Annotated in this window: 14 protein-coding genes; 13 read left to right on the top strand and 1 reads right to left on the bottom strand. The window is 69.2% G+C overall.

What is annotated here, in order from left to right:
• Positions 1-84: 84 nt before the first annotated feature.
• Entirely contained in the window at positions 85-783 is a 699-nt protein-coding gene (locus tag AB0I41_RS24150) for an alpha/beta hydrolase (RefSeq protein WP_357111626.1), read from the top strand.
• Between the two features lie 26 nt (positions 784-809).
• Positions 810-1634, top strand: coding sequence for an alpha/beta hydrolase (locus tag AB0I41_RS24145; protein WP_357111623.1), 825 nt, complete (start codon positions 810-812; stop codon positions 1632-1634).
• 114 nt (positions 1635-1748) lie between these two features.
• Here the strand turns inward: AB0I41_RS24145 and eccCa are convergent, their stop codons facing one another.
• A complete protein-coding gene (gene eccCa / locus AB0I41_RS24140) occupies positions 1749-5693 on the bottom strand; it encodes a type VII secretion protein EccCa (protein ID WP_357111620.1) in 3945 nt (1314 codons plus the stop codon).
• A 56-nt stretch (positions 5694-5749) separates the two neighbouring features.
• Here eccCa and AB0I41_RS24135 point away from each other — a divergent pair, with 56 nt between their 5' ends.
• From AB0I41_RS24135 to AB0I41_RS24085, 11 genes are all read left to right on the top strand, one after another.
• Positions 5750-6967, top strand: coding sequence for a hypothetical protein (locus tag AB0I41_RS24135; RefSeq protein WP_357111618.1), 1218 nt, complete (start codon positions 5750-5752; stop codon positions 6965-6967).
• A gap of 39 nt (positions 6968-7006) precedes the next feature.
• Positions 7007-9262, top strand: a complete 2256-nt coding sequence (locus tag AB0I41_RS24130) for a hypothetical protein (RefSeq protein WP_357111616.1) — start codon at positions 7007-7009, stop codon at positions 9260-9262.
• Positions 9259-12576 carry an AAA family ATPase gene (locus AB0I41_RS24125; protein WP_357111614.1) on the top strand — a complete coding sequence of 1106 codons (3318 nt, stop codon included), beginning with the start codon at positions 9259-9261 and terminating at the stop codon, positions 12574-12576. Before AB0I41_RS24130 ends, AB0I41_RS24125 begins: the two co-directional genes overlap by 4 nt.
• Before the next feature lie 205 nt (positions 12577-12781).
• Positions 12782-14173 carry a type VII secretion integral membrane protein EccD gene (eccD, locus tag AB0I41_RS24120; RefSeq protein WP_357111611.1) on the top strand — a complete coding sequence of 464 codons (1392 nt, stop codon included), beginning with the start codon at positions 12782-12784 and terminating at the stop codon, positions 14171-14173.
• A gap of 2 nt (positions 14174-14175) precedes the next feature.
• Complete coding sequence (gene eccB, locus AB0I41_RS24115; protein ID WP_357111670.1) at positions 14176-15576, top strand: type VII secretion protein EccB; 1401 nt, start codon at positions 14176-14178, stop codon at positions 15574-15576.
• A gap of 57 nt (positions 15577-15633) precedes the next feature.
• Complete coding sequence (locus AB0I41_RS24110) at positions 15634-15966, top strand: hypothetical protein (RefSeq protein ID WP_357111608.1); 333 nt, start codon at positions 15634-15636, stop codon at positions 15964-15966.
• A 4-nt stretch (positions 15967-15970) separates the two neighbouring features.
• Positions 15971-16258 carry a WXG100 family type VII secretion target gene (locus tag AB0I41_RS24105; RefSeq protein WP_357111606.1) on the top strand — a complete coding sequence of 96 codons (288 nt, stop codon included), beginning with the start codon at positions 15971-15973 and terminating at the stop codon, positions 16256-16258.
• Positions 16259-16327: 69 nt separating this feature from the next.
• A complete protein-coding gene (locus AB0I41_RS24100; protein ID WP_357111603.1) occupies positions 16328-16693 on the top strand; it encodes a hypothetical protein in 366 nt (121 codons plus the stop codon).
• An 82-nt stretch (positions 16694-16775) separates the two neighbouring features.
• Complete coding sequence (locus AB0I41_RS24095; protein ID WP_357111600.1) at positions 16776-19295, top strand: hypothetical protein; 2520 nt, start codon at positions 16776-16778, stop codon at positions 19293-19295.
• 18 nt (positions 19296-19313) lie between these two features.
• Entirely contained in the window at positions 19314-19751 is a 438-nt protein-coding gene (locus tag AB0I41_RS24090) for a YbaB/EbfC family nucleoid-associated protein (protein WP_357111597.1), read from the top strand.
• A complete protein-coding gene (locus tag AB0I41_RS24085) occupies positions 19744-20073 on the top strand; it encodes a hypothetical protein (RefSeq protein ID WP_357111594.1) in 330 nt (109 codons plus the stop codon). The genes AB0I41_RS24090 and AB0I41_RS24085 overlap by 8 nt, the downstream gene beginning before the upstream one ends.
• The last annotated feature ends 22 nt before the right edge of the window (positions 20074-20095 follow it).

The following is a 20095-nucleotide window of genomic DNA, read 5'->3' as shown; positions in this document are numbered from 1 at the left end:
CTGGGCCGGCGCGGGTGCGGCGGCTTGCATGGAATGCGAAGCGGCGGGCGATCCGCCCGCCGCCTGGAACTCCAGGAGCATTCCATGAGCACACCAACAACCCGCAACGTCGTGCTGGTCCATGGCGGCTTCGTCGACGGATCAGGCTGGCAGGCCGTGCACCGCCTGCTGACCCGCGACGGCTTCACGGTGACTGTCGTACAGAACCCGACGCTGTCGCTGGAGGGCGACGTCGCCGCGACACGCTTCATCCTTGACGGGCTCGACGGCCCGGCCATCCTGGTCGGCCACTCCTACGGCGGCGCGGTCATCAGCGAAGCCGGCACCCACGACCGGGTCGCCGCGTTGGTGTACATCGCGGCGTTCGCCCCGGACAAGGGCGAGTCGGTCAACACCCTGATCGCCGACCCGCCGCCTGGCGCGCCCGTCCCGCCGATCCTGCCGCCCCGCGACGGGTTCCTGTTTCTCGACCGGGCCAAGTTCCACGCGTCGTTCGCCGCCGATCTGCCCGCAGACGAGGCGGCCTTCCTGGCCGACTCCCAGGTGCCGTGGGGCGTCGGGGCACTGGCCGGTGCGGTCACCGAGCCGGCGTGGCGGCACAAGCCCAGCTGGTATTTGGTCGCCACCGAGGACCGCATGATCCCGCCGGCCGCGCAGCGGGCGATGGCCACCCGCGCCGGCGCCGTTGTCGCCGAAGCGATCGGCAGCCACGCCATCTACGCCTCCCAGGCGGGCGCGGTCGCCGACCTCATCCGTGAAGCCGCCGCGTCGGCCACCCACTGACAATCACCACCACTTCAGGAGCTTTCATGCCTGCCAACGTCTCCCGGCGCACATTCGTCGCCGGCGTCAGCGCCGCAGTAGCCACCTCCGCGATGGCTATGGCGGCCAGTCCGGCCACGGCCGGCCGCACCCGTCCGGCAAAACCGACCGTCGTGCTCGTCCACGGCGGTTTCGCCGACGCCACCGCCAGCTGGAGCGGCGTCGTGGCACGGCTGCAAGAGCGTGACTATCCGGTGATCGCACCAGCGACGCCGCTGCGCAGCCTGCCCTCCGACGCCGCCTACATCGCCAGCCTGCTGCGCAGCATCAACGGTCCGGTCATCCTGGTCGGCCACTCCTACGGTGGCGCGGTCATCACCAACGCCGCCGCCAACGCCCCCAACGTCAGAGCCCTCGTCTACATTGCCGCGTTCGTCCCCGACACCGGCGAGGCCCTCGGCCAGCTCATCACCACGTACCCGGGCAGCGAGATCCAGGCCGCCCTCAACCCGGTCCCGTACCCGAACCCGGACGGCACCACCGGCACCGACCTGTACCTCCAGGCCGACAAGCTTCGCCAGGTCTTCGCCGCCGACCTGCCGGCATCGACCACGAAGATCATGGCGGCGACGCAGCGGCCGTTCAGCGCCGCCTGCTTCACCGACCTGACCCAGGCCGCCGCCTGGCACACCATCCCCTCGTGGGGCTTGATCGCCACCGACGACAAAGCCATCCCGCCCGCACTGCAGCGCTACGAATACCAGCGCGCCGACGCGCAGACCGTCGAGGTCGCCGCCTCCCACGTGGCCATGGTCAGCCACCCGGATGTCGTGACGCAGCTCATCGTCGACGCCGACCGAGGCACCCGCTGACATCCGTACAGAACCAGCCATGAGATGCGGGGCCCTGACCTCCTCAGGGCCCCGCACCGCAACGTCAACCGAGCGGTGCCAGCAGTGCTACCGCCGGGCGCCGAGCCGCTGCCGTCACTCGTCCGTCGCGCGTACCGTCTGGATCAGTCGTCCGCCACGTCGGGTGCACAACAGCGCTCGACCGGGAGGAAGGTGCCGCGGTTTGACGTTGCCGAGCATCGGCCCTTCGGTCGGCGGGCAGGACAGCACCACGTCCGGCGCGTTGGTCTCGGCCAGCCGCCGAATAAGCGGGTCCATCGACATGCGCATGACGTTGGCGGCGCCGCGGGTGAGCACCAGGTGCAGACCGATGTCAGCACCCTGGGCCAGGTACGGCACGAGCGGCGTCAGCGGACTGTCATGGCCGGCCAACATGTCGAAGTCGTCGACCAGCACGAAAAGTCGTGGCCCCTGCCACCAGTCGCCGCGCCGTAGTTGCTCGGCGCTCACGGAGCTGTCCGGCTCCCGCTGCCGCAGGCCGGCCACCGCGTCGGCCACCGCGGCGCGGGCTGTTTCGCCGGTGACGGCGTAGCCGAGGCGGTAGGGCTCCGGGACATCGTCCATGAGCGCGCGACGGTAATCGACAGCCAATATGCGAGCCTGCTCCGGCTGGAACCGGCCGATGATCCACTGGGCGACGTAGCGGAGGAGGTTGGTCTTGCCGCTGCCGCTGTCACCTACGACGGTCAGGTGCGCCAGCTGCCTGAAGTCGTGCCAGACCGGCTCCAGTCGTTCCTCGTCAATGCCGAGACCGAGCACCAGCTCGCCGTCGCCGGGTGGCAGTGCGCTGGCCGGCAGCTCCGCCGGCAACGTCCGCACCGGCGGTGCCGGGTCGCCCGGCCAGAACTCCCGGATCGTAGCGGCGAGCGTCCGGGCCGCCTCGGTTGCCGACTCACCGTCGGGCACACCGTCGATGCGCGGCAGCGCGCCGAGGAAATGCAGCTTGTCGGCGTTCAGGCCGCGGCCGGGTTGCTGCGGGACGGTCGCGGCGAGCCGCAGATCGACGGCGGAGTCGACCGGGTCTCCGAGGCGCAGCTCCAATCGCGTCCCGATCTGGTCCCGCATCGCATGGTGAACTTCGGACCATCGCGAGGTGGTCAGCACCAGATGAATTCCGAAGTTGAGGCCGCGGGCGACGATCTGCCGGATCACCGCCTCGCTCGCCTCGAAGTCCTGCCGCAGAGTGAACCAGCCGTCGACGACGAGGAACACGTCGCCGAACGGATCCTCTTGATGGTGACCTGCGGCCCGGCGGTCCCGGTACGCCTCGATGCTGTCGACACCCAACGCGGCGAAGGTCCGCTCCCGCTCGGTGAGCAGGTTGCTGATCTCGGCGATCGTCCGCGTGACCCGTTCGGCGTCGAGCCGACCGGCGATGCCACCGACGTGCGGCAACGCGGCGAGCGCGGCCAATCCGCCCCCGCCGAAGTCGATGAGGTACAGCTGCACCTCGCGTGGACTGTGGGTGAGCGCGAGGCTGCACAGCAGGGTGCGCAACAGCGTCGTCTTGCCGCTCCGTGGGCCGCCGGCGATGCCGACGTGCCCGCCGGTGCCCGCCAGGTCCGCCGTGAGCAGGTCACGCGCCTGGTCGAACGGCCGGTCGACGAAGCCGATCGGTACGGCGAGACGCCCCGCGCCCGGCCAGTCCATGGCCCGCAGACCGTGCTCGGGATCAGGTACCAACGGTGGTAGCAACTGGTCGAGGGTGGGCGGCTCGCCCAGCGGCGGGAGCCACACCTGGTGCGCGGGCGGGCCCTGGTCGACCATCTGGTCGACCATCAGCCGCATGATCGTGAGGTTGCGGCCCGGCTCGTCGACCGGTTCGTCCTCGTCGACTGTCGGGTTCGTCGGCTCGACCACCGCGACCGGCGCCAGAGAGTACGGCACGACCTGGCGGCGGACGGCCTCCTGGTGGACATGTTTGGCGTCGCCCCGGTGTACGCCGGAGACGTAGGCAGCCCGAAAGCGCACCAGGGTGGACACGTCGGTGCGCAGGTAGCCGTTGCCAGGAGCCGGCGGAAGGCTGTAGGCGTCCGGTACGCCGATCACCGACCGGGATTCGATGGCGGAGAAGGTCCGAAGCCCGATTCGGTAGGACAAGTGGGATTCGAGCTGGCCGATACGACCGTCGTCTAGGCGTTGGCTGGCCAACAGCAGGTGTACCGCCAGCGACCGGCCGAGGCGTCCGATCATGACGAACAGCTCGATGAAGTCGCGGTGGGCGTTCAGCAGCTCGCTGAACTCGTCAACCACGACGAAGAGGGTCGGCAGAGGATCCAACGGCGCACCCTGCGCTCGGGCTCGCTCGTATTCCACGGCAGAGGAGTAGCCACCGGCCTGTCGCAGCAACTCCTGGCGCCGGACAAGTTCGCCGTGCAGCGCGTCCCGCATTCGCGTGACGAGCGCAACCTCGTCCGCAAGGTTGGTGATCACTGCAGAGGTGTGTGGCAGATGGTCGAGGCCCAGGAACGTCGCGCCACCCTTGAAGTCCACGAGTACGAAGTTCAGGGTCTCGGATGAATGAGTGGCAGCCAGTGCGACCACCAACGTTCGCAAGAGTTCACTCTTGCCCGAGCCGGTGGCGCCGATGAGCATGCCGTGCGGGCCAGCCCCGCCCATCGCCGACTCTTTGATGTCGAGTTCGACCGGAGAACCGTCGGTATCCACCCCGATCGCCACGCGCAGCCGCTCGGACGGGTTTCGCGGAGCCCACAGCCGGGACACGTCCATCCGCGTCACATCCGCGATACCGAGCAGCCGGGCGAGGTCGATGTCTGTCCGCAGCGAATCGGCGGGGGCCTCGGTACTCAGGCTCAGCCGGTAGGGCGAAAGCACCCTGGCGAGGGCGGCGGCGGCCGCGGTGCTCGCCTGGTCGGACCGAGCCAGCCGGCTGCGCATGTCGACCCCGACGCGATCTTTGCGGACCACGAAAAGGTCATCGCCGTCCAAGTGCAGGCACAACAGGGTGCGGCCTTGCGTGGCGGCGGTCTCGTCGAGGTCGATGAGCACGGCGTTGCGGTAGCCGGAGGTGGCAAACCGGGCAGCGTTGCCGATCCGTCCGCCGTCACGGACGAGAATCACGAACGGCTCGTCACGCGACGGCGTGGCATCCGGCTCGTAGCGAGGGCGCTCGGGAAAGTCCTCGCCGAGCAGCGTCTCCACCGCCTCGGCGCTCTCACCGACCAATCTGGCCGCGCCTGCGCCGTCCTGGGCGCTGTGATGCTGCGCATGCGGCAACCACTTCGCCCACTCCCATGCGGCCCGGCCCTCCTCGTCGAGGCAGAAGGCGATGCGCACGTCCTCCGGGGCATGGAACGCCACCACCTGGCACAGCAGCGACCTCACGAACGCGCGGGCGTGCTCGCCCCCGACTCGTACCGTCGCGAACCCCCGAAGGAAGAGCGCGACCGGCTGATCCTCGATGGCCGTGTAGGCCCGGATGAAGCGGCGTAGGGACTTCGCGGACAGCGGCTCCAGATCCTCGATGGGTTTGGTCTGTATCGGCACCATGCGGGTGGCCAGACGCTGCTGGCCGGTGCCGACGCGAACTTCCAGGAAGTCAGGATGGGTTGGCCGGCGTTCCCACCGCCGCGTCGTCATGACCAGCGACCACAGCGAGGTGGGATCGGGGTGTCGCCAACTGTTCGCATCGCGTTGCCGCAAAATGCTCTGCCGTACCCGCTTGCGGTTCTGGCCGAGGTACCGCATGTAGTCGCGACGGTCGCCGCCCAGTCGCTTCTTACGGTCGGCCCCGCTGAACGCCATCGTCCCAGCCGCCATGCCGACCATGGCGACGCCCATCATGCCGGCCATGACAAAGGTGAGCGGCCCCCGCGAGCCATTCGTGAACATCATGACCATGACGCCCGACATGATGGCCATCGGCATCATGGTCATCATGGTTCTCGCTGCGTTGGACTGTGCCTCGGGCAGCTCCGGGGGCTCCTGCAGGTGCACCTCGCCGCTCGGTGTCTCCGGACCGGTACGGCGCGGAGGTCGCTGGAACAGCACGGTACCCACGTCATGCGCCCTCCCGGCCCACGACTTGTGGGCCTCCGAGGCTAACTACGTGACGAGTGGCCGATCGGGTCACTGAAGGCCGCCTCGTCGTGGACGAGACATCGGCCGTCCTGGTCATCACCCCGACCATCCCGCCACCGGCGCTGATCGCCGAAGAAACTGAACCGACCAGCCCCGGCGGTCGTAGTTCCACCGGACGACGACCGGGAGGAGAAAGTACGGTGTCTGCCGATCCTGCGGCGACGCGGACGCCGCGCGCCGCTTACCACCACCTGCTGTCGCGGCTCGCCGACAGCTTGCCCGACGAACTACTGCTCAACGCGCGGGACTGGGTTGCGCAGGGCAGGCTGGTCGACGTAGCGCAGGCGGTCGGGTTCGCCATCGCGACCGGGCTGTGTTTCCCCAGCGAGGAGGAGCTCGCGCTGCTGCGTGGGACGCTGCTCGATGCCGCGCTTGACCCCACCTGTCTCGATCAGGCCGTCGGCGGCAAGGGGAGTTGGTGGGCGCTGGCCCCGGTCGGCCCGGCGGTCCTCGCCGAGTGCCGTGACCGCCTCGCATACAGCCTGGACCTCACGGTGCCGCACGACCCTGACGTAGGTGTGGACGACCTCGACACGGCAGCCATCGTCGCCGCTCGTGGCCGGCACAACGTGGCCGGACTGTGGCGGGCGTGGCGATTCCCGGCGATCGACACGCCCTGGCCGCCACCACGGCGGATCTACCTGCTGTACATCGATGTTTCGACCGACGATCAACTCGCCCACATCGCGGCCTCGGTGGGGCGGTCGCTGGCCCCCGCGTCGACGGGCCCGGCGCCAATGGTGGAGGTCTTCACGGACGTCACGCAACTGCCAGGGTATCAACGCGTGGCCCTGTCGGCGGCCGCGCTGCTGTGGACCCGCGAGCCGTCGACGCCGCCGTTAGTCGCGGCGACAGCCAACACACCAGGTGACAGACCCCGGCAACTCGACCCGGCGCTCCGCGAAATGGTGCTGTCCTACCTTGACGGCGGCATTCCGCTCGCGCTGCCGGGAGCGGAAGCACCAGAGGGACAGTCACCCGCCGGGGGCCCGATGGGCGGATGGTTCACCGACGGCCACTGGATCTGGTCCACAGCCATATCCGACCGGTTGCGGGTGCACGACGAGGCACCCCAGGACGATCTCGTGCGGCATATCAGTGAGCGGGACGGCATTGTCCCCGAAGTCGACCCGATCAGCCTGCATCGTGCGCTGTCGACGCTGTACGGGCTGCCGTGGCTCAACCCAACCTGAACGCATGTGGCAAGCCACTGAGCACGGGACGGAGGTTCGATGGAAGACCCCTACGTGGTCTGCGAGTTCGTCGATGACGTCCTGGTGATTCGGCACGCCGACGACGATCCGCTGGCACTCGCCGCCGTTGCGGCGGCGCTACGCCCGTCGCCTGAGACGGTTCACGTCGTGCTCGGCGACATGTTGGGCACCCAGCCCGACCTGGCAGATCTCCTTTTGGAGGCGCTGGCGAAGTGGCTGGGCGGCGCGGCGGGCAACGTGCTGCTGCATCACGCCCCTGACTTCGCCGGCCCGGTGGGGCTGGCGGAGACGGCACGGTCCCTCGCCGCGCAGTTGGGGAACCGTGTCCGGCTGGAGCCACTGCCGAACGGCGGCTCGGCTCAACCCCCCGGAGCGGCGTCGCCGTCCCCGGCCGAACGTGACCCCCGGGATGTGCCGACCGCCGCCCCGACCCCCGTGACGCACTTTGCGGAGCTGGGAGATCTCCACGGTCAGCCAGCCGTGGTGCCCAGTGTCGCGGCGCCGGTAGCCAACGCTGGGGGGCCTCGCCTCGACCGCCTCGTCCCCGCGCGGTTCCCGATCGTGTGGCGGTCTCGATCCGACGCATCGCCGGACCGGCGCGACCATCCGCCGGGTGCCGGGACAACTGCCGTTCCTGGTCAGCGTTCACCTGCCGGCTGGTCCTTCTGCCCATCCCGAACACGCTGCCGAGCTCCCATCGGCGGTGCGTTCGTCGTTGAGCTGGAGTTGGGGTCGACCGGCCCGCTTGTCGAGGGTAGGCCGGCAACCGTCCGAGCCGTCGCCGCCGCCATCGACGCGGCACGGCACGGACAACCTGGCGTCCTGATACTGCTGCTACACGGCGGCGCGGCCCGCTCGGCGGAGATCTTCCTCAGCAGCCTGGCGCGGAACCTCGGTACACCGCTGCTGTCGTGCACCGGTCCCGTCTTCGTCACCGCGAATGGCGTGCTCGTCGCGCCGATGGGCTTCCGCCGCTGGGCGCCGTCTTCACCGGACATGCCGGGAGTCGCGAAGACTTCCCGGGCCGAGCTGATCGACCGGTATTTCCCCCCGCGTCCGCTGCCACGGCGAGCCGCCCCGAACCCGATGACAGATCACGCCTCGGGTGACATGACCACCGGGAAGGCGGTGGGCGCGGCCGCCGTGCCGGAAAGGGCGGCGCCCGAGACACCGGACGCCGCCACGCAGTTGCCGCCAGCACAGGACCCGGCGCCGGTCGACGCCGGCGTCAAAGCACTGGTGCTTGCCGAGCGCTTGCCGCTGTACGGGATCGTCTCCCGCCGTCCGTCCTCGGGCATCGGGCCGCTCGCCAGTGGAGGCGGCGACGCCACGCCCGGGGCGCCGCATCGGCGCCTCGAGATTCGACCCGCCGCCGACGGGCCGGAGCCGCCGCCGGCCGACGAGCCCGCGGTCATCGCAGCCGGATTGCTGATGGAGCAGCCACATTCGTCCCTGTCGGCCGATGACCAAACCGAGCTGCGCCGCATGCTGAACGGGCGGTACGACGCGCACGCGAGGGTTGTCACGAGGCTGCTCGCGGAGCAGCCGGGATTGCGCTCCGGCGGCACCTCCCACGTCGGCACCGTGGCGGGTCTGGTCGCCGTGCAGGCATATGTGCAGGACCTGCGCGGACCGGTGAACGAATATCTGCGGGGTGCACCGGACGGATCGACGTCCCCCAGTGCGACGGTCGCTCGATGCGCGGCTGCCGGCCTCCGGCGACTCCCCGCGGCGCACGGGCCGGTGTTCACCAGCGGCACCGGGGCGGCGGGTGCAACCGCGGCAAGCCGCTACCGCCCGGGAGACGAGCTCGTGGAGCCAGGCTTCATCGACGTCGGGCTCGACCCGGGAACGGCTCCTGGCGAGGTGCAGTATGTGATCTGGTCGGCCAGCGCCCGCCGCCTCGGACCGCTCGGTCGGGCGACCGAACGCCGGGCCCTCTTCCCTCCGGGCTCCCGGTTCACCGTGCTGGCGGTCGAGCCGCCGGTGACATCAGGACAGCCGGCCCGCGTCCTGCTGCGGGACCGCGTCTCGGCGGTTGGCCTGGCTGGCCGCTACGGCGGTCCGACCACTGACAACGAACAGGTTGTCGCGCGCCTGCAAGCGGCAAGCGACGGTACGGCCTCCGCGGCCGCCAACGCCTGCGTCGGGTTCGCCCTGGGGCTCGACACATCGGGTCGCCCATTTCGGCAGCGACCTGGCGACACGGTTACCCCGGCTGCGCAGCACGACCGCTCGCATCGACGGGATCGAGGAGAGGCTGGAGCGCGATGAGTCTGAACGTCATCTCTGTTTCCCAAACGGAGCCAGGGTGCCCTTCCTCGATCGCGGAGGCCATCGACATGGCTGGTCACGGAGGCACGGTCGTCGTCCAGCCGGGCCGCTACCGAGAGAACGTGCGATTGACGCGCGACGTGACGATCCTGGCCGAGGAGGGGCGAGGCACGGTCACCATCGACGGCGGTCAGAGCGTCGCAGTGTTCGGAGCTGGCGGTATGGCCACCTTGCGGGGCCTCCGGCTACGCGGTGGCGACGATCAGCTGCCCGCAGTGCAGCTGCGCGGCGGTCGGCTCGTTCTGACTGACTGCGACGTCGAGGGTTCGGCCGTCGTGGCCGTACACGTGGCGGGCGGTGAGGTGAGTGCCCGAGGTTGCGCGGTGAGCAACCCCGGCGGCGCGGGCTTGCTCATCGAGGGCGCTGCTGCGAAGGCGACCGTCGAGAGCACCACGATCACGGACACCGGCACGGCAGGCGTCGTGGTCCTGAACGGCGCCGATCCACTCCTGAGTGGCTGCACCCTCCGCGACGTGGGCGGCGCGGCTGTGCTGTTCGCCAAGGCAGCGCGCGGAACACTGGACAACTGCACGATCACGGCCACGACCGGCCCGGCGATCGCGGTGGAGAGCGGGGCGCGACCGCGCATCACGGGTGGTTCCGTCCGCGACACCGCCGGTGCGGCGGTCACGATCGTCGACGCGAAGCCGGTGATCACCAATCTCGAGATTCGGCAGGTAGCCACGCACGGCGTCGTCGTTTCCGGGGACGCCGACGCGGTGCTGACCGGATGCAGCATCGCCGCCACCGCAGGCCACGCCATCATCCTCGCCGGCTCCGCGCGCGGACGCCTGCGGGACTGCCAGCTTCATCCGGGCGACGCCGCCTTGGCCGCGCTTGTCGGGGACGCGTCGATCGATTTGCATGACTGTCAGCTGAGCGCCGGCGGCCGAACGGCGCTGCTGCTGCGCGAACGCAGCCGCGCCGCGCTGGTCGGCTGTAGCATCGACGAGGCTGACGTCGGCATCGCCGTTGACGACGACGCGCAGGCGGACGTCGGCAAGCTCACTCTCTCGGAATGCGGCGAGACCGGCGTGCACATGTCCGGGCAGAGCAGCGCCGCACTGCGTCACAGCCATCTCAGCGTGGACGGAGACGCGGTGGCGGTGGTCGTGGACGAGGACAGCCGGATCGACCTGGACGAGGTCACCCTCGCCGGCGCCGGCCCCGGCATGGTCATCAGATCAGCCGCCACCGCTGTCGTCTCATCCTGCGATATCAGTGGCTCGCGAACGGTCGGGGTGCAGGTGGACGGCCGAGGGACACTCCGGATGTTCCGAACCCGTGTTCATCGCTGCGTGCGCGGTATCCGCTTCGCCGAGGACTCGACGGGCGAGGTCACCGACTCCGAAGTCGTCGGCAATGGTGCCCGGGCGCTGCAGATCGACACCCGCCGTCCGGTCACCACCGACGGCAGCACCATCGTCGACGCCGCAGCGGCCCTCGGGCGCGACGAAACGACGAACGGCCATGGTCGCTCAGCACCGGCGACGCCCGACTGGGCCGGGGCGGACCCGGCCGCAGCGCCGGCTGCGAACCCGATCGGTAGCGCCGCGGCGAGCATCCCTCCGGAGGGACCGGAGTCGAACGGCGGCGACGACCCGGTCGGCAAGCTGCTCGAAGAACTGGACGCGCTGGTCGGCCTCGCCGGGGTGAAGCGCGAGGTCGCCACGCTTGTCGGGCTGCATCGGGTGGGCCAGAGCCGGCGTGCCGCCGGGCTTCCGGTGCCGCCGATCTCGAGGCACATGGTGTTCGCCGGAGCACCGGGTACGGGCAAGACCACCGTCGCGCGGCTCTACGGCCGGATCCTCGCCACGCTCGGGGTGCTGCCCGGCGGTCAGCTCGTCGAGGTGTCCCGAGCGGATCTCGTCGCCGAGCACATCGGCGGCACCGCCGTCAAGACGAAAGCCAAGTTCGACGAGGCGCTCGGCGGCGTCCTGTTCATCGACGAGGCCTACACCCTCTCCCCGGTCGACGGGGGCGGAAGCGGACACGACTTCGGTCGGGAGGCCGTCGACATGCTGGTGAAGCTGATGGAGGACCACCGGGACGAGATCGTCGTCATCGTCGCCGGCTATTCGCCGCAAATGCGCGCGTTCATGGACTCCAACCCGGGTCTCGCCTCCAGGTTCGCCAAGACGGTCGAGTTCGACAGCTACAGCACGGCAGAGCTGGTGAGTATCGTCGAGCAGCTGTGCCGCACACACCACTACTCGCTCGAGTACGACACCCGCGTCGTCCTGGCCCGAATGTTCGACGGCATGGCGCGAACCGAGTCGTTCGGCAACGCCCGCGTGGCGCGCAAGATCTTCGAGGAAATGCTCGGTCGACAGGCAGTGCGGCTCGCCGGCAGCGGCCAGCTCTCCGGCGTGGAACTCGCGCAGCTGCTGCCGGAGGACCTCGGCGAGGCCGCGGTGTCAGACGGCCCCGACGACGCGCGGGCCGCTGAACTGGGGGCGTTGCTGGCCAAGCTGCAGCAGATGATCGGGCTGGCGGAGGCGAAGCGCGAGGTGAAGGAGTTGATCGACCTTCTGTCGTCAACACGTGCGCGGGTTCGCGCCGGCCTGCCGGCACCGGTGGTATCCCGGCATCTGATCTTCTCCGGGCCTCCCGGCACCGGAAAGACCACCATGGCGCGGTTGTACGGCCAATTGCTCGCCGCGCTCGGCGTGCTGTCCTCCGGGCAGGTCGTCGAGGTCGCCAGGGCGGACCTGGTCGGCGAGTACATCGGTCAGACCGCGCACCGCACCACAGAGGTGTTTGAGCGGGCCCGGGGCGGTGTGCTGTTCATCGACGAGGCATACACGCTGGCGCCCTCCGAGTCACGCCAAGACTTCGGTCGTGAAGCTATTGACACGCTGGTCAAACTCATGGAGGACCATCGCGACGAAGTCGTCGTGATCGCAGCCGGATACGAACGGGAGATGGCCGCGTTCCTTGAGGCCAACACCGGTCTCGCGTCGCGGTTCACCCGGCGAATCCACTTCGCCAACTACGGACCAGACGAACTGGTGGCCATCTTCGACGGCTTTGCTCAGGCAAACGGCTACGACTGTCCCGGCAGCACACTCACCGCACTGCGAACGCACTTCGAACAGGTCCCGAAGGGCGCCGCCTTCGGCAACGCCCGCTACGCCCGTACTCTCTTCGACGACGCGGTCACCCGGCAGGCCGGTCGCCTACGGGCGATCGGCGCCCCGACCGTCGAGCAGATGCGCGTGCTGACCGTGGAGGACGTGACGCCCGGACACTGAGCATCACCCTCCCGGGACGTGGTTTGGGGCCGGCGATCCGCCGCATCGGCATGGCGGGTCATCGGTCTGGTCTGCCTGCCATGCCCACGCGACCTGACCCGCCTTGACTGGTCGACTTCGCGCGCTGTAGGGGCAACCGCTGCTCAGAGGTGAACTCTTATGAACGTCCATTGAACCGGAAGTCGGTTACGCCGTTGTTAAGTGCATGACGGTATCTCCCGCGGCGCCGAGCCGGCTGGTCATAAGCGGACCAGACCGCAGAATCGAACTGGCCGTACCGTCGGACGTGGTGGTCGCCGACCTGTTGCCGGCATTGCTGGACCACCTCGGATCGAACCTCGCCGACAGTGGCCTGGCCCATGGGGGCTGGGTGTTGCAGCGCGTGGGCGGACCGCCGCTGGACGCGGATGTGACCGTCGCCTCGCTGGACCTGCACGACGGCGAGACGCTGTTCCTGAGACCTCTGGCCGACCAGCTACCGCCAGTGCATTTCGACGATTTGATCGACGGCGTGGCAACCTCGGTAACCAAGAGGTCAGGATACTGGCGACCGGCGTTCACCCGGTATGCCATGGCGACGGTCGGCGCGGTCGCAGTGGCTGTCACCCTGGTCGCCGTCGCCACTGCCGGACCGGCGCTGCTGCGGGCCGTCGGCGCCGCGGGAATTGCCGTGCTGCTGTTCGGGATCGCGATTGGCGCGCGCGTCTTCGACGAACACATCTTCGGCCTGCTGTGCGCGGTGAGCGCCATCGCCGCACTCGCCGTGGCGGGTGTCATCGCCCCCGATGCCAGCAGTGGGCAAGCGGACGTAGGTCTCGGCGCACCGCACGTGCTGACCGGTGGGACGGCCATGTTGGCCGGCGCTGTCGTCGCCGCGTACGTGTACCCGAGTGCCCGCCCACTCTTCGCCGCCGTCGCATCGCTCGGGTGCTTCGTCGTGCTGGGCGGGGCCCTCGGCACCCTCGCCGACCTCTCGGTCACCCAGGCGGTAGCCGTGACAGTCGTCGCCGCCACCCTGTTCACGGTAGCTGTCCCGTTGCTAGCAGCACGAATGACCGGCATCCGACTGGCGCCGCTGCCCACGAAGTGGGAGCACCTGCAGGAGGACATCGACCCGGAGCCGAGCGAACGGGTTCTCGCCGACGGCCTGGCCGCCGACCGGCTCATGACCGCGCTCCACAGCGGGGCGGGGATCGTGAGCGGCATCGGCCTGGTTCTGCTTGCCCTGGCGGGGACCTGGGCGACGACGCTGCTGGTGCTACTGGCGGGCATCGCCCGGTTGCTCATGTCCAGGACGATGACAAGCGCATGGCATCGGGCTGCGCTCGGAGTTCCGGCGCTGTTGGGCCTCGCGGTGCTGGCGATCGACGGCCTCGGTCAGCTTGAGCCGGTCCTGCGGGTGAGCATTGTGCTGGTGGCGCTGCCGGTGTCGATCGTGCAACTGCTCGTGGCCGGGCGGGCTTTGTCGAAGCGCAGGTTGTCGCCCTACTGGGGGCGGGCCGGTGATGTGCTGGAGACGCTGTCCACGGTGGCGCTGGTGCCGGTGGCGCTTGCCGTGCTCGATGTGTACGCCATGGTCCGGGGCATCGGTGGGTGACCATGCAGTCCCGGCGTGATCAGGTGCAGGCCCACAGCTTCATGGTGGGCCGGTTGTCAGCCGCCCTCGTCGCGGGCGATCCCGACGGGCTCGAGAGCCCGCACCGCCGCTTGGCCGTCGGCTCCCTTGTCGGTGTGCTGCTGGCCGTACTGCTGGTCGCCGGCTTTGCCGTCTTCGGCCTGATCCGGCCTGGGGGCGCCACGTCCTGGCGCGAACCCGGCGTGGTGATCGTGGAAAAAGAGACCGGAACCCGCTTCTTCCTCGTGCGAGGTCGGCTGCGGCCGGCGCTCAACTACGCGTCGATCCTGCTGCTGTCGGCGGAGACGCCGAAGGTGGTGCGGGTATCGGCCGCGTCGCTGCGTGGTGTGCCGCACGGACAGCCGATCGGCATCCCTGGTGCCCCGGACGCCATCCCACCCGCCGGCGACGGTGTGAACCTGGTCTGGAACTCGTGCGCGCAGGTCGCACGCGACCAGTCGGGCAGTGCTCTCACCGCCACCACCCTCGCCATCGGCCGGCCGTCCGCCCTCAACAGCGCGCCGGCGCCAGCTGACCGGGCCGTCGTGGTCAGGGTCGCCGGTGGCGACACGTTCCTGTTGTGGCAGGGCAGAAGGCACCGGGTGGCCGAAAGCTGGATCCCCCGCGTCCTGCGTCAGGACACCCCCATCGTCGTCGACACCCGCTGGCTCGACAACTTCCCGGTCGGACCCGACGTCGCCGCAGTCGCGGTGCCGCGACGAGGCGAGCGTGGGCCGCGCGTCGACGGCCGGGAGACGCGCATCGGCGAGCTGTTCGCCGATCCGGCCGAGGCGGGTACCGGCCGGATGTTCGTTCTGCAGGCGGACGGCCTCAGCCCGCTGTCGCCGTTCGCCGAGACCCTCCTCGCCGGCGACCCGGCGACAGCGGCGCTCTACCAGGGCCGGCCCGTGGCGCCGTCGACGCTCAGCCCGGCCGCCCTCAGCCAGCTGGGCCAATCCCGGATAGCCGCGGTGGTCGATGGACTGCCCGAAGCGGTGCCGTTACCCGCGCAGACCGCGCCCGGTCGTACCTGGTGCGTTCAGCACGGCGCCCGCGACCGGGATGCGCGGCTCGTGGCGGCCGAGGGGTTGGGCGACGGCGACATGGTAACCGACACCGCCAGCCTCACCCGGACCTCCTCGACTGCCATGGCCGTCCGGGTCGAGCCGGGAAGAGGTGGTCTGTTTCGGGTGGGACGCCCAGACCAGGCGCCGGGAGCTGACCTGTTCCTGGTGACCGACGCGGGACTGAAGTTCCCGGTCGCCGACGGCGATGCCGCCGCGCGACTCGGCCATCCGGCGACGACCGCCGTCGCCGTCCCGCGGACCTTTCTCGAGCTGTTGCCGACCGGCCGGACATTGAGTCGGTCGGCCGCGGGGAGGTGATCGAGAGACCGACGACCAGGACCAAAACCGGTTCTAGACGGCTACGAAAGGACGATTGTGCCCAGACCACTCATCATCGATGAGGCGAGCACGGTAGCGCTGGTCAACCAGTTCAACGACACGGTTGAAGACCAGCAGACCGCGCGGCAGAACCTCAACAACATCTCCACCAACCTCGCGGCGAACTGGAAGAGCGACTCGGCCGCGCCGGTCTTCCAGCAGGGCCTGGACGCGGCGAACCGGGCGCTCAACCGCATCGCCGTCGCGCTCAGGGGGATCTCCGACGAGATGGTCGCGTTCGCCCAGGACACCCGGACCACCGAGGACGACAACGCGGTCAACTCCCAGCAGGTGCTGGCGAGCTTCGGCAACGGCAGCTGGGCGGGGTGACACCATGACCAACTACATGGCCAACCTCGATGGCATGCACGACGTGATCGCGCAGCTCCGCCAGCTCTACAACTCGGAGGTGAACTCGCTGCAAGCCCTGGACCAGGCGAAGAACAACTACGCCGCGAACAACCAGGGCTCCGCGATCGACGGGTACGAGGCGGCGCAGAACGAGTGGAACGCGGCGCTGAACGAGTTCAACACCGCGCTCACGATCGCCGAGCGGGCCCTCGGCGAGATCGGCAACGGCTACAACATGACGGACCAGCGGGGCGCGAACCGCTTCGCGTGAGAGAACGCCGCTGGAACCGGCGCAGGTCTAGAGCGCCGGTTCCAGCGGCCGACCTAGAGAGGTGAATACGTGCCGACGCTGGTCGTCAACGAGGATTACATCACGCAGGTGAACAACCTGCTGGCCCGCTTCGTGCCGGAACTCGGCGAGCTGCGCAGCGGACAAAACGTGTCCGGCCAAGGCCCTAACAAGACGCCCTCGCAGATCCTGGACAACATCCTGCTCAAAAACGGCAGTGACGGTTATGCGCTGGGAAACCAGTTGAAGCAACGGCTGGGCACACAACTGAAGTCGTTGTCGGAGCAATTGGCCAACCGTTCCGTCTACCTCAGCCAGCTCAACTCGAATGTGAACGTATTTCTCAGCGAGACCGACAACACCGAGAACTACAACACGGTGAAAGCCGGGGAGTTCACCCCGTATCTGCCCAAGTAGCTGACGCCGTCGTCGACGCTCGTCCGGAAAGGCCACCATGACTCAGCCCAACCCAGTCCGATGGGAACAAATCCTGCAGCAGGTGCTCGGGTCCAAGGCGGTCGACCGGACGAGCATCGCCGACAAGCCGTGGCTGCGGCTGGTCAACATGGTCGGCCGGCGGGGCGCGAATGACGACCCGTGGAACGACCCGATCCCGGACAACGGCGGGGACGGCAAGTTCACGGTGTACCGCAAGGCGAGTTGGCCGGACGGCCGGATGGAGTTCCAGATGCTGGAATTCTCGGTCGACTTCTTCGTCAAGAACGGCGACCGGTCGCCGCACGAGCTGTACCAGCAGGACTTCGTCACCAACTTCACCGACACCGTCGCGGGCGCCAACAACGTGCTCGACGAGTCGACCTTCTACAGCGCCGCCAACGCGATCGACAACGCGACCACATGGTTCCGGTCGACCACGGATCGGCTCACGCCCTGGGTGGACAACGTCAACACCGAGGAGTCAGGGTTCCAGGGATCCGCCGCGGAGGCGTTCCGCTACCAGATCCTCAATCTGCGGCACCAGATGGAGATGTACCGCCGACAGTTGACCACACCGCAGGACTGGTCCTCGCAGCTGCGCCTGAGCGGCGACCAGGCGGTCTCCTTCAAGCAGTCGATCGCCAATGCCTGGAAAACGTATCTCACGCTGCCCACACCCCGCGACGTCATCCTCAGCGTCCTGCGGCAGTTGGAGACCCAGGCCGACCAATTGGACGTTATCACGAGCTTCGGCTGGTACAGGGACCATAAGTACAACGACAATAACCGCCCTCACGTGATTCCCGCTGATTGGTCGTGGGACTTCAACATCACGCTCGGCAACAACACCTCTGTCTACAACCTGGCCGACCCGAGTCAGGCCGCCGCACTCGACTTCGCCATGCGGTGGGCGTGGGCCAACAACGTCGTGCAGTACCTCGACCGCCCGGCGCTGGACGTGTTCACGCAGCTGAACACCGCGTACCAGGCGGCGTACTCCACCATGTCGTTGCCGATCACGCTCCAGCAGTACCCGATCGCCCTGAACGACCCGAACAACCCGAACCTGCCGGACAAGGACGACCCGAACGGGCCTCCGGACCTGGACAGCGGTGGCGGCGGTGGTGGGGGCAACGAGAACATCGACCTCGGCGGTGGCGGTGGCGGCGGCGACGGGAACCTCAACCTCGACGGCGGTGGCGGCGGTGGTGGGGGCAACGAGAACATCGACCTCGGCGGTGGCGGTGGCGGCGGCGACGGGAACCTCAACCTCGACGGCGGCGGTGGCGGTGGTGGGGGCAACGAGAACCTCACCTTCGACGGCGGTGGCGGTGGTGGTGGTGGTCTTCCGCTGGACGGCGGTGGCGGTCCGGGTGGCAACGAGAACCTCACCTTCGACGGCGGTGGCGGCGGTGGTGGTGGCGGCCTTCCGCTGGACGGCGGTGGCGGTCCCGGTGGCGGCAACAACCTGCTCGGCGTGCCGGGCTCGGACGGTGGCTCGTCCGGACTGCCGGACACGAGCGGCGGCGGCTCGGGATTGCCCGGCGGAGTGTTCGGCCCACTCGGCGCCCCCGGTAGCCCCGGAGGCAGCCCGCAGAGGATCGGCCGGTTGAACGGTTCCCCCTCCTCCGAGGGAGGCGCGAACGACTTCACCGAACCGGGCAGCGGCAATCGCGACGACCCCACATTCGGCGGTGGGAGCACCCTGCTGAACGGGCTCGGCGACGAGACGTCGGTGAACGGGCTTGGTGGTCCTACGCCGATCGGTGGGGTGCCCGGCAGCGATCCGGGTGGCTCGGGTGGGAGCACGTTGCTGAACGGGCTCGGCGACGAGACGCGGGTGGGTGCGTTCGGTGGTGGCTCGCCGCTGGGTGGGGTGCCGGGCAACGATCCGGGCGTCTCCGGCGGTGTGTTCGGCGGCGGCGGCGACGTCCGCTCCGGCATTGTGGACACCGGCATTCCGTCGCTGGACAATTCGGACCTGCCACCCGTCACCTCCTCCGGGTCGCAATCGATCGGCGGCCTGACGGAGGGCACCAACAACGGCCTCAACGATTTCGGCGACGACCTCCCGACCGGCCGACCCGACGAGTTCGGTGGCGGCTCCAGCGGCCTCGACGACCTGCCCGACACTTCCGGGGTGCGCCTCGGCGACGGCAGCGGGAACTTCTCCGGTTCGGGCGGTCCGGGTTCCGACGGCGGCAACAGCTTCGGCTCGACGCCCTACCAGCCGCCGTCCGATGTGAACTCGTCGCTGGCGACCTCCATGTTCCCCACCGCCGGCGGTCAGGGCACCCCGGGGACGAACGGCATGAACAGCGGGATGCCCTTCATGCCGCCCATGGGCGGCATGGGCCAGCCGAACGCCAACCAGGACAAGGATCGTGAGCGGTCCACCTGGCTCGTCGAGGACGAGGACGTCTGGGGCACCGACCCGACGTGCGCCCCGGCCGTCATCGGCCGCGGCGACAACACCGACTTCGACGCGATCGAACGCGGCGAATGGGAACCCGCGCCGGCCGCTTCGCCGGCGACGACGACGGAGCGCAGCACCCCGAACGCCGAGCGGGCGCGCGGGTGACGGATGAGGAGGTAACAGATGTCTGACTCGGGCCAGCCGCGATCGGACGAGACGTTCGCGGAGGTGGAGGGCCAGATCAAGGCGCTGAAGGCGGCCGGCGATCGACTGGCCGGCGGCTCCTTCGAGGCCCTCGGCAAGAAGCGCGCCTTCAAGGTGACGGTCAACGGCAGCGGCGAGTTGGTGGGCATCAAGTTCCTGACCCGGTCGTATCGCACGATGCCGGGCGAGGAACTCGCCGATCAGCTCGTCGAGGCGATCGGCGAGGCACGGCGCAAGGCGATCGACGCGGGGCTGGCCAACCTCGTCGGGATCATGCCGAGCGGGTCCCCCGCCGAGGAGTTGCTGTCCGGCAAGACGGACATGGCCGAGATCTTCGGAGACGCGATGCGCTGGCTCGGCGTCGGCCCGGTGGCGGAGCCGGCACCGGGCCCGCGAGGGGAGGTGCGTGGTGGCTGAGCAGGTCGGTCTCGATACCGAGTATCTCAAGAGCGACGCCTTCAAGCAGTTCCGCGCCCACCTGGACCAGATTCAGAACCGGCTCGACGACATGTGGACCCCGGGGCAGATGGTGCCGTTCGTCCAATGCGATATGGACGAGATCGCCCTGAAACTCGCGACGACCGCCATCGACGCCGTCAACGGGCTCAAGGACGGCCTGGACCAACTGGTCGACAGCGACGGCGAGAACGTGGACATCCTCGCGCGCCTCGCCAGCCTGCAAGAGGACAACGCGACCGACGAAAGTCAGAAGTTCAACAACAGCCTCGGCGGTCACTGACGGAGTGCACGATCGCCCGACC

The sequence above is a fragment of the Micromonospora sp. NPDC050200 genome, assembly GCF_040656135.1.
Lineage (GTDB): Bacteria > Actinomycetota > Actinomycetes > Mycobacteriales > Micromonosporaceae > Micromonospora.
This window is presented reverse-complemented; position numbering and strand designations above follow the sequence as displayed.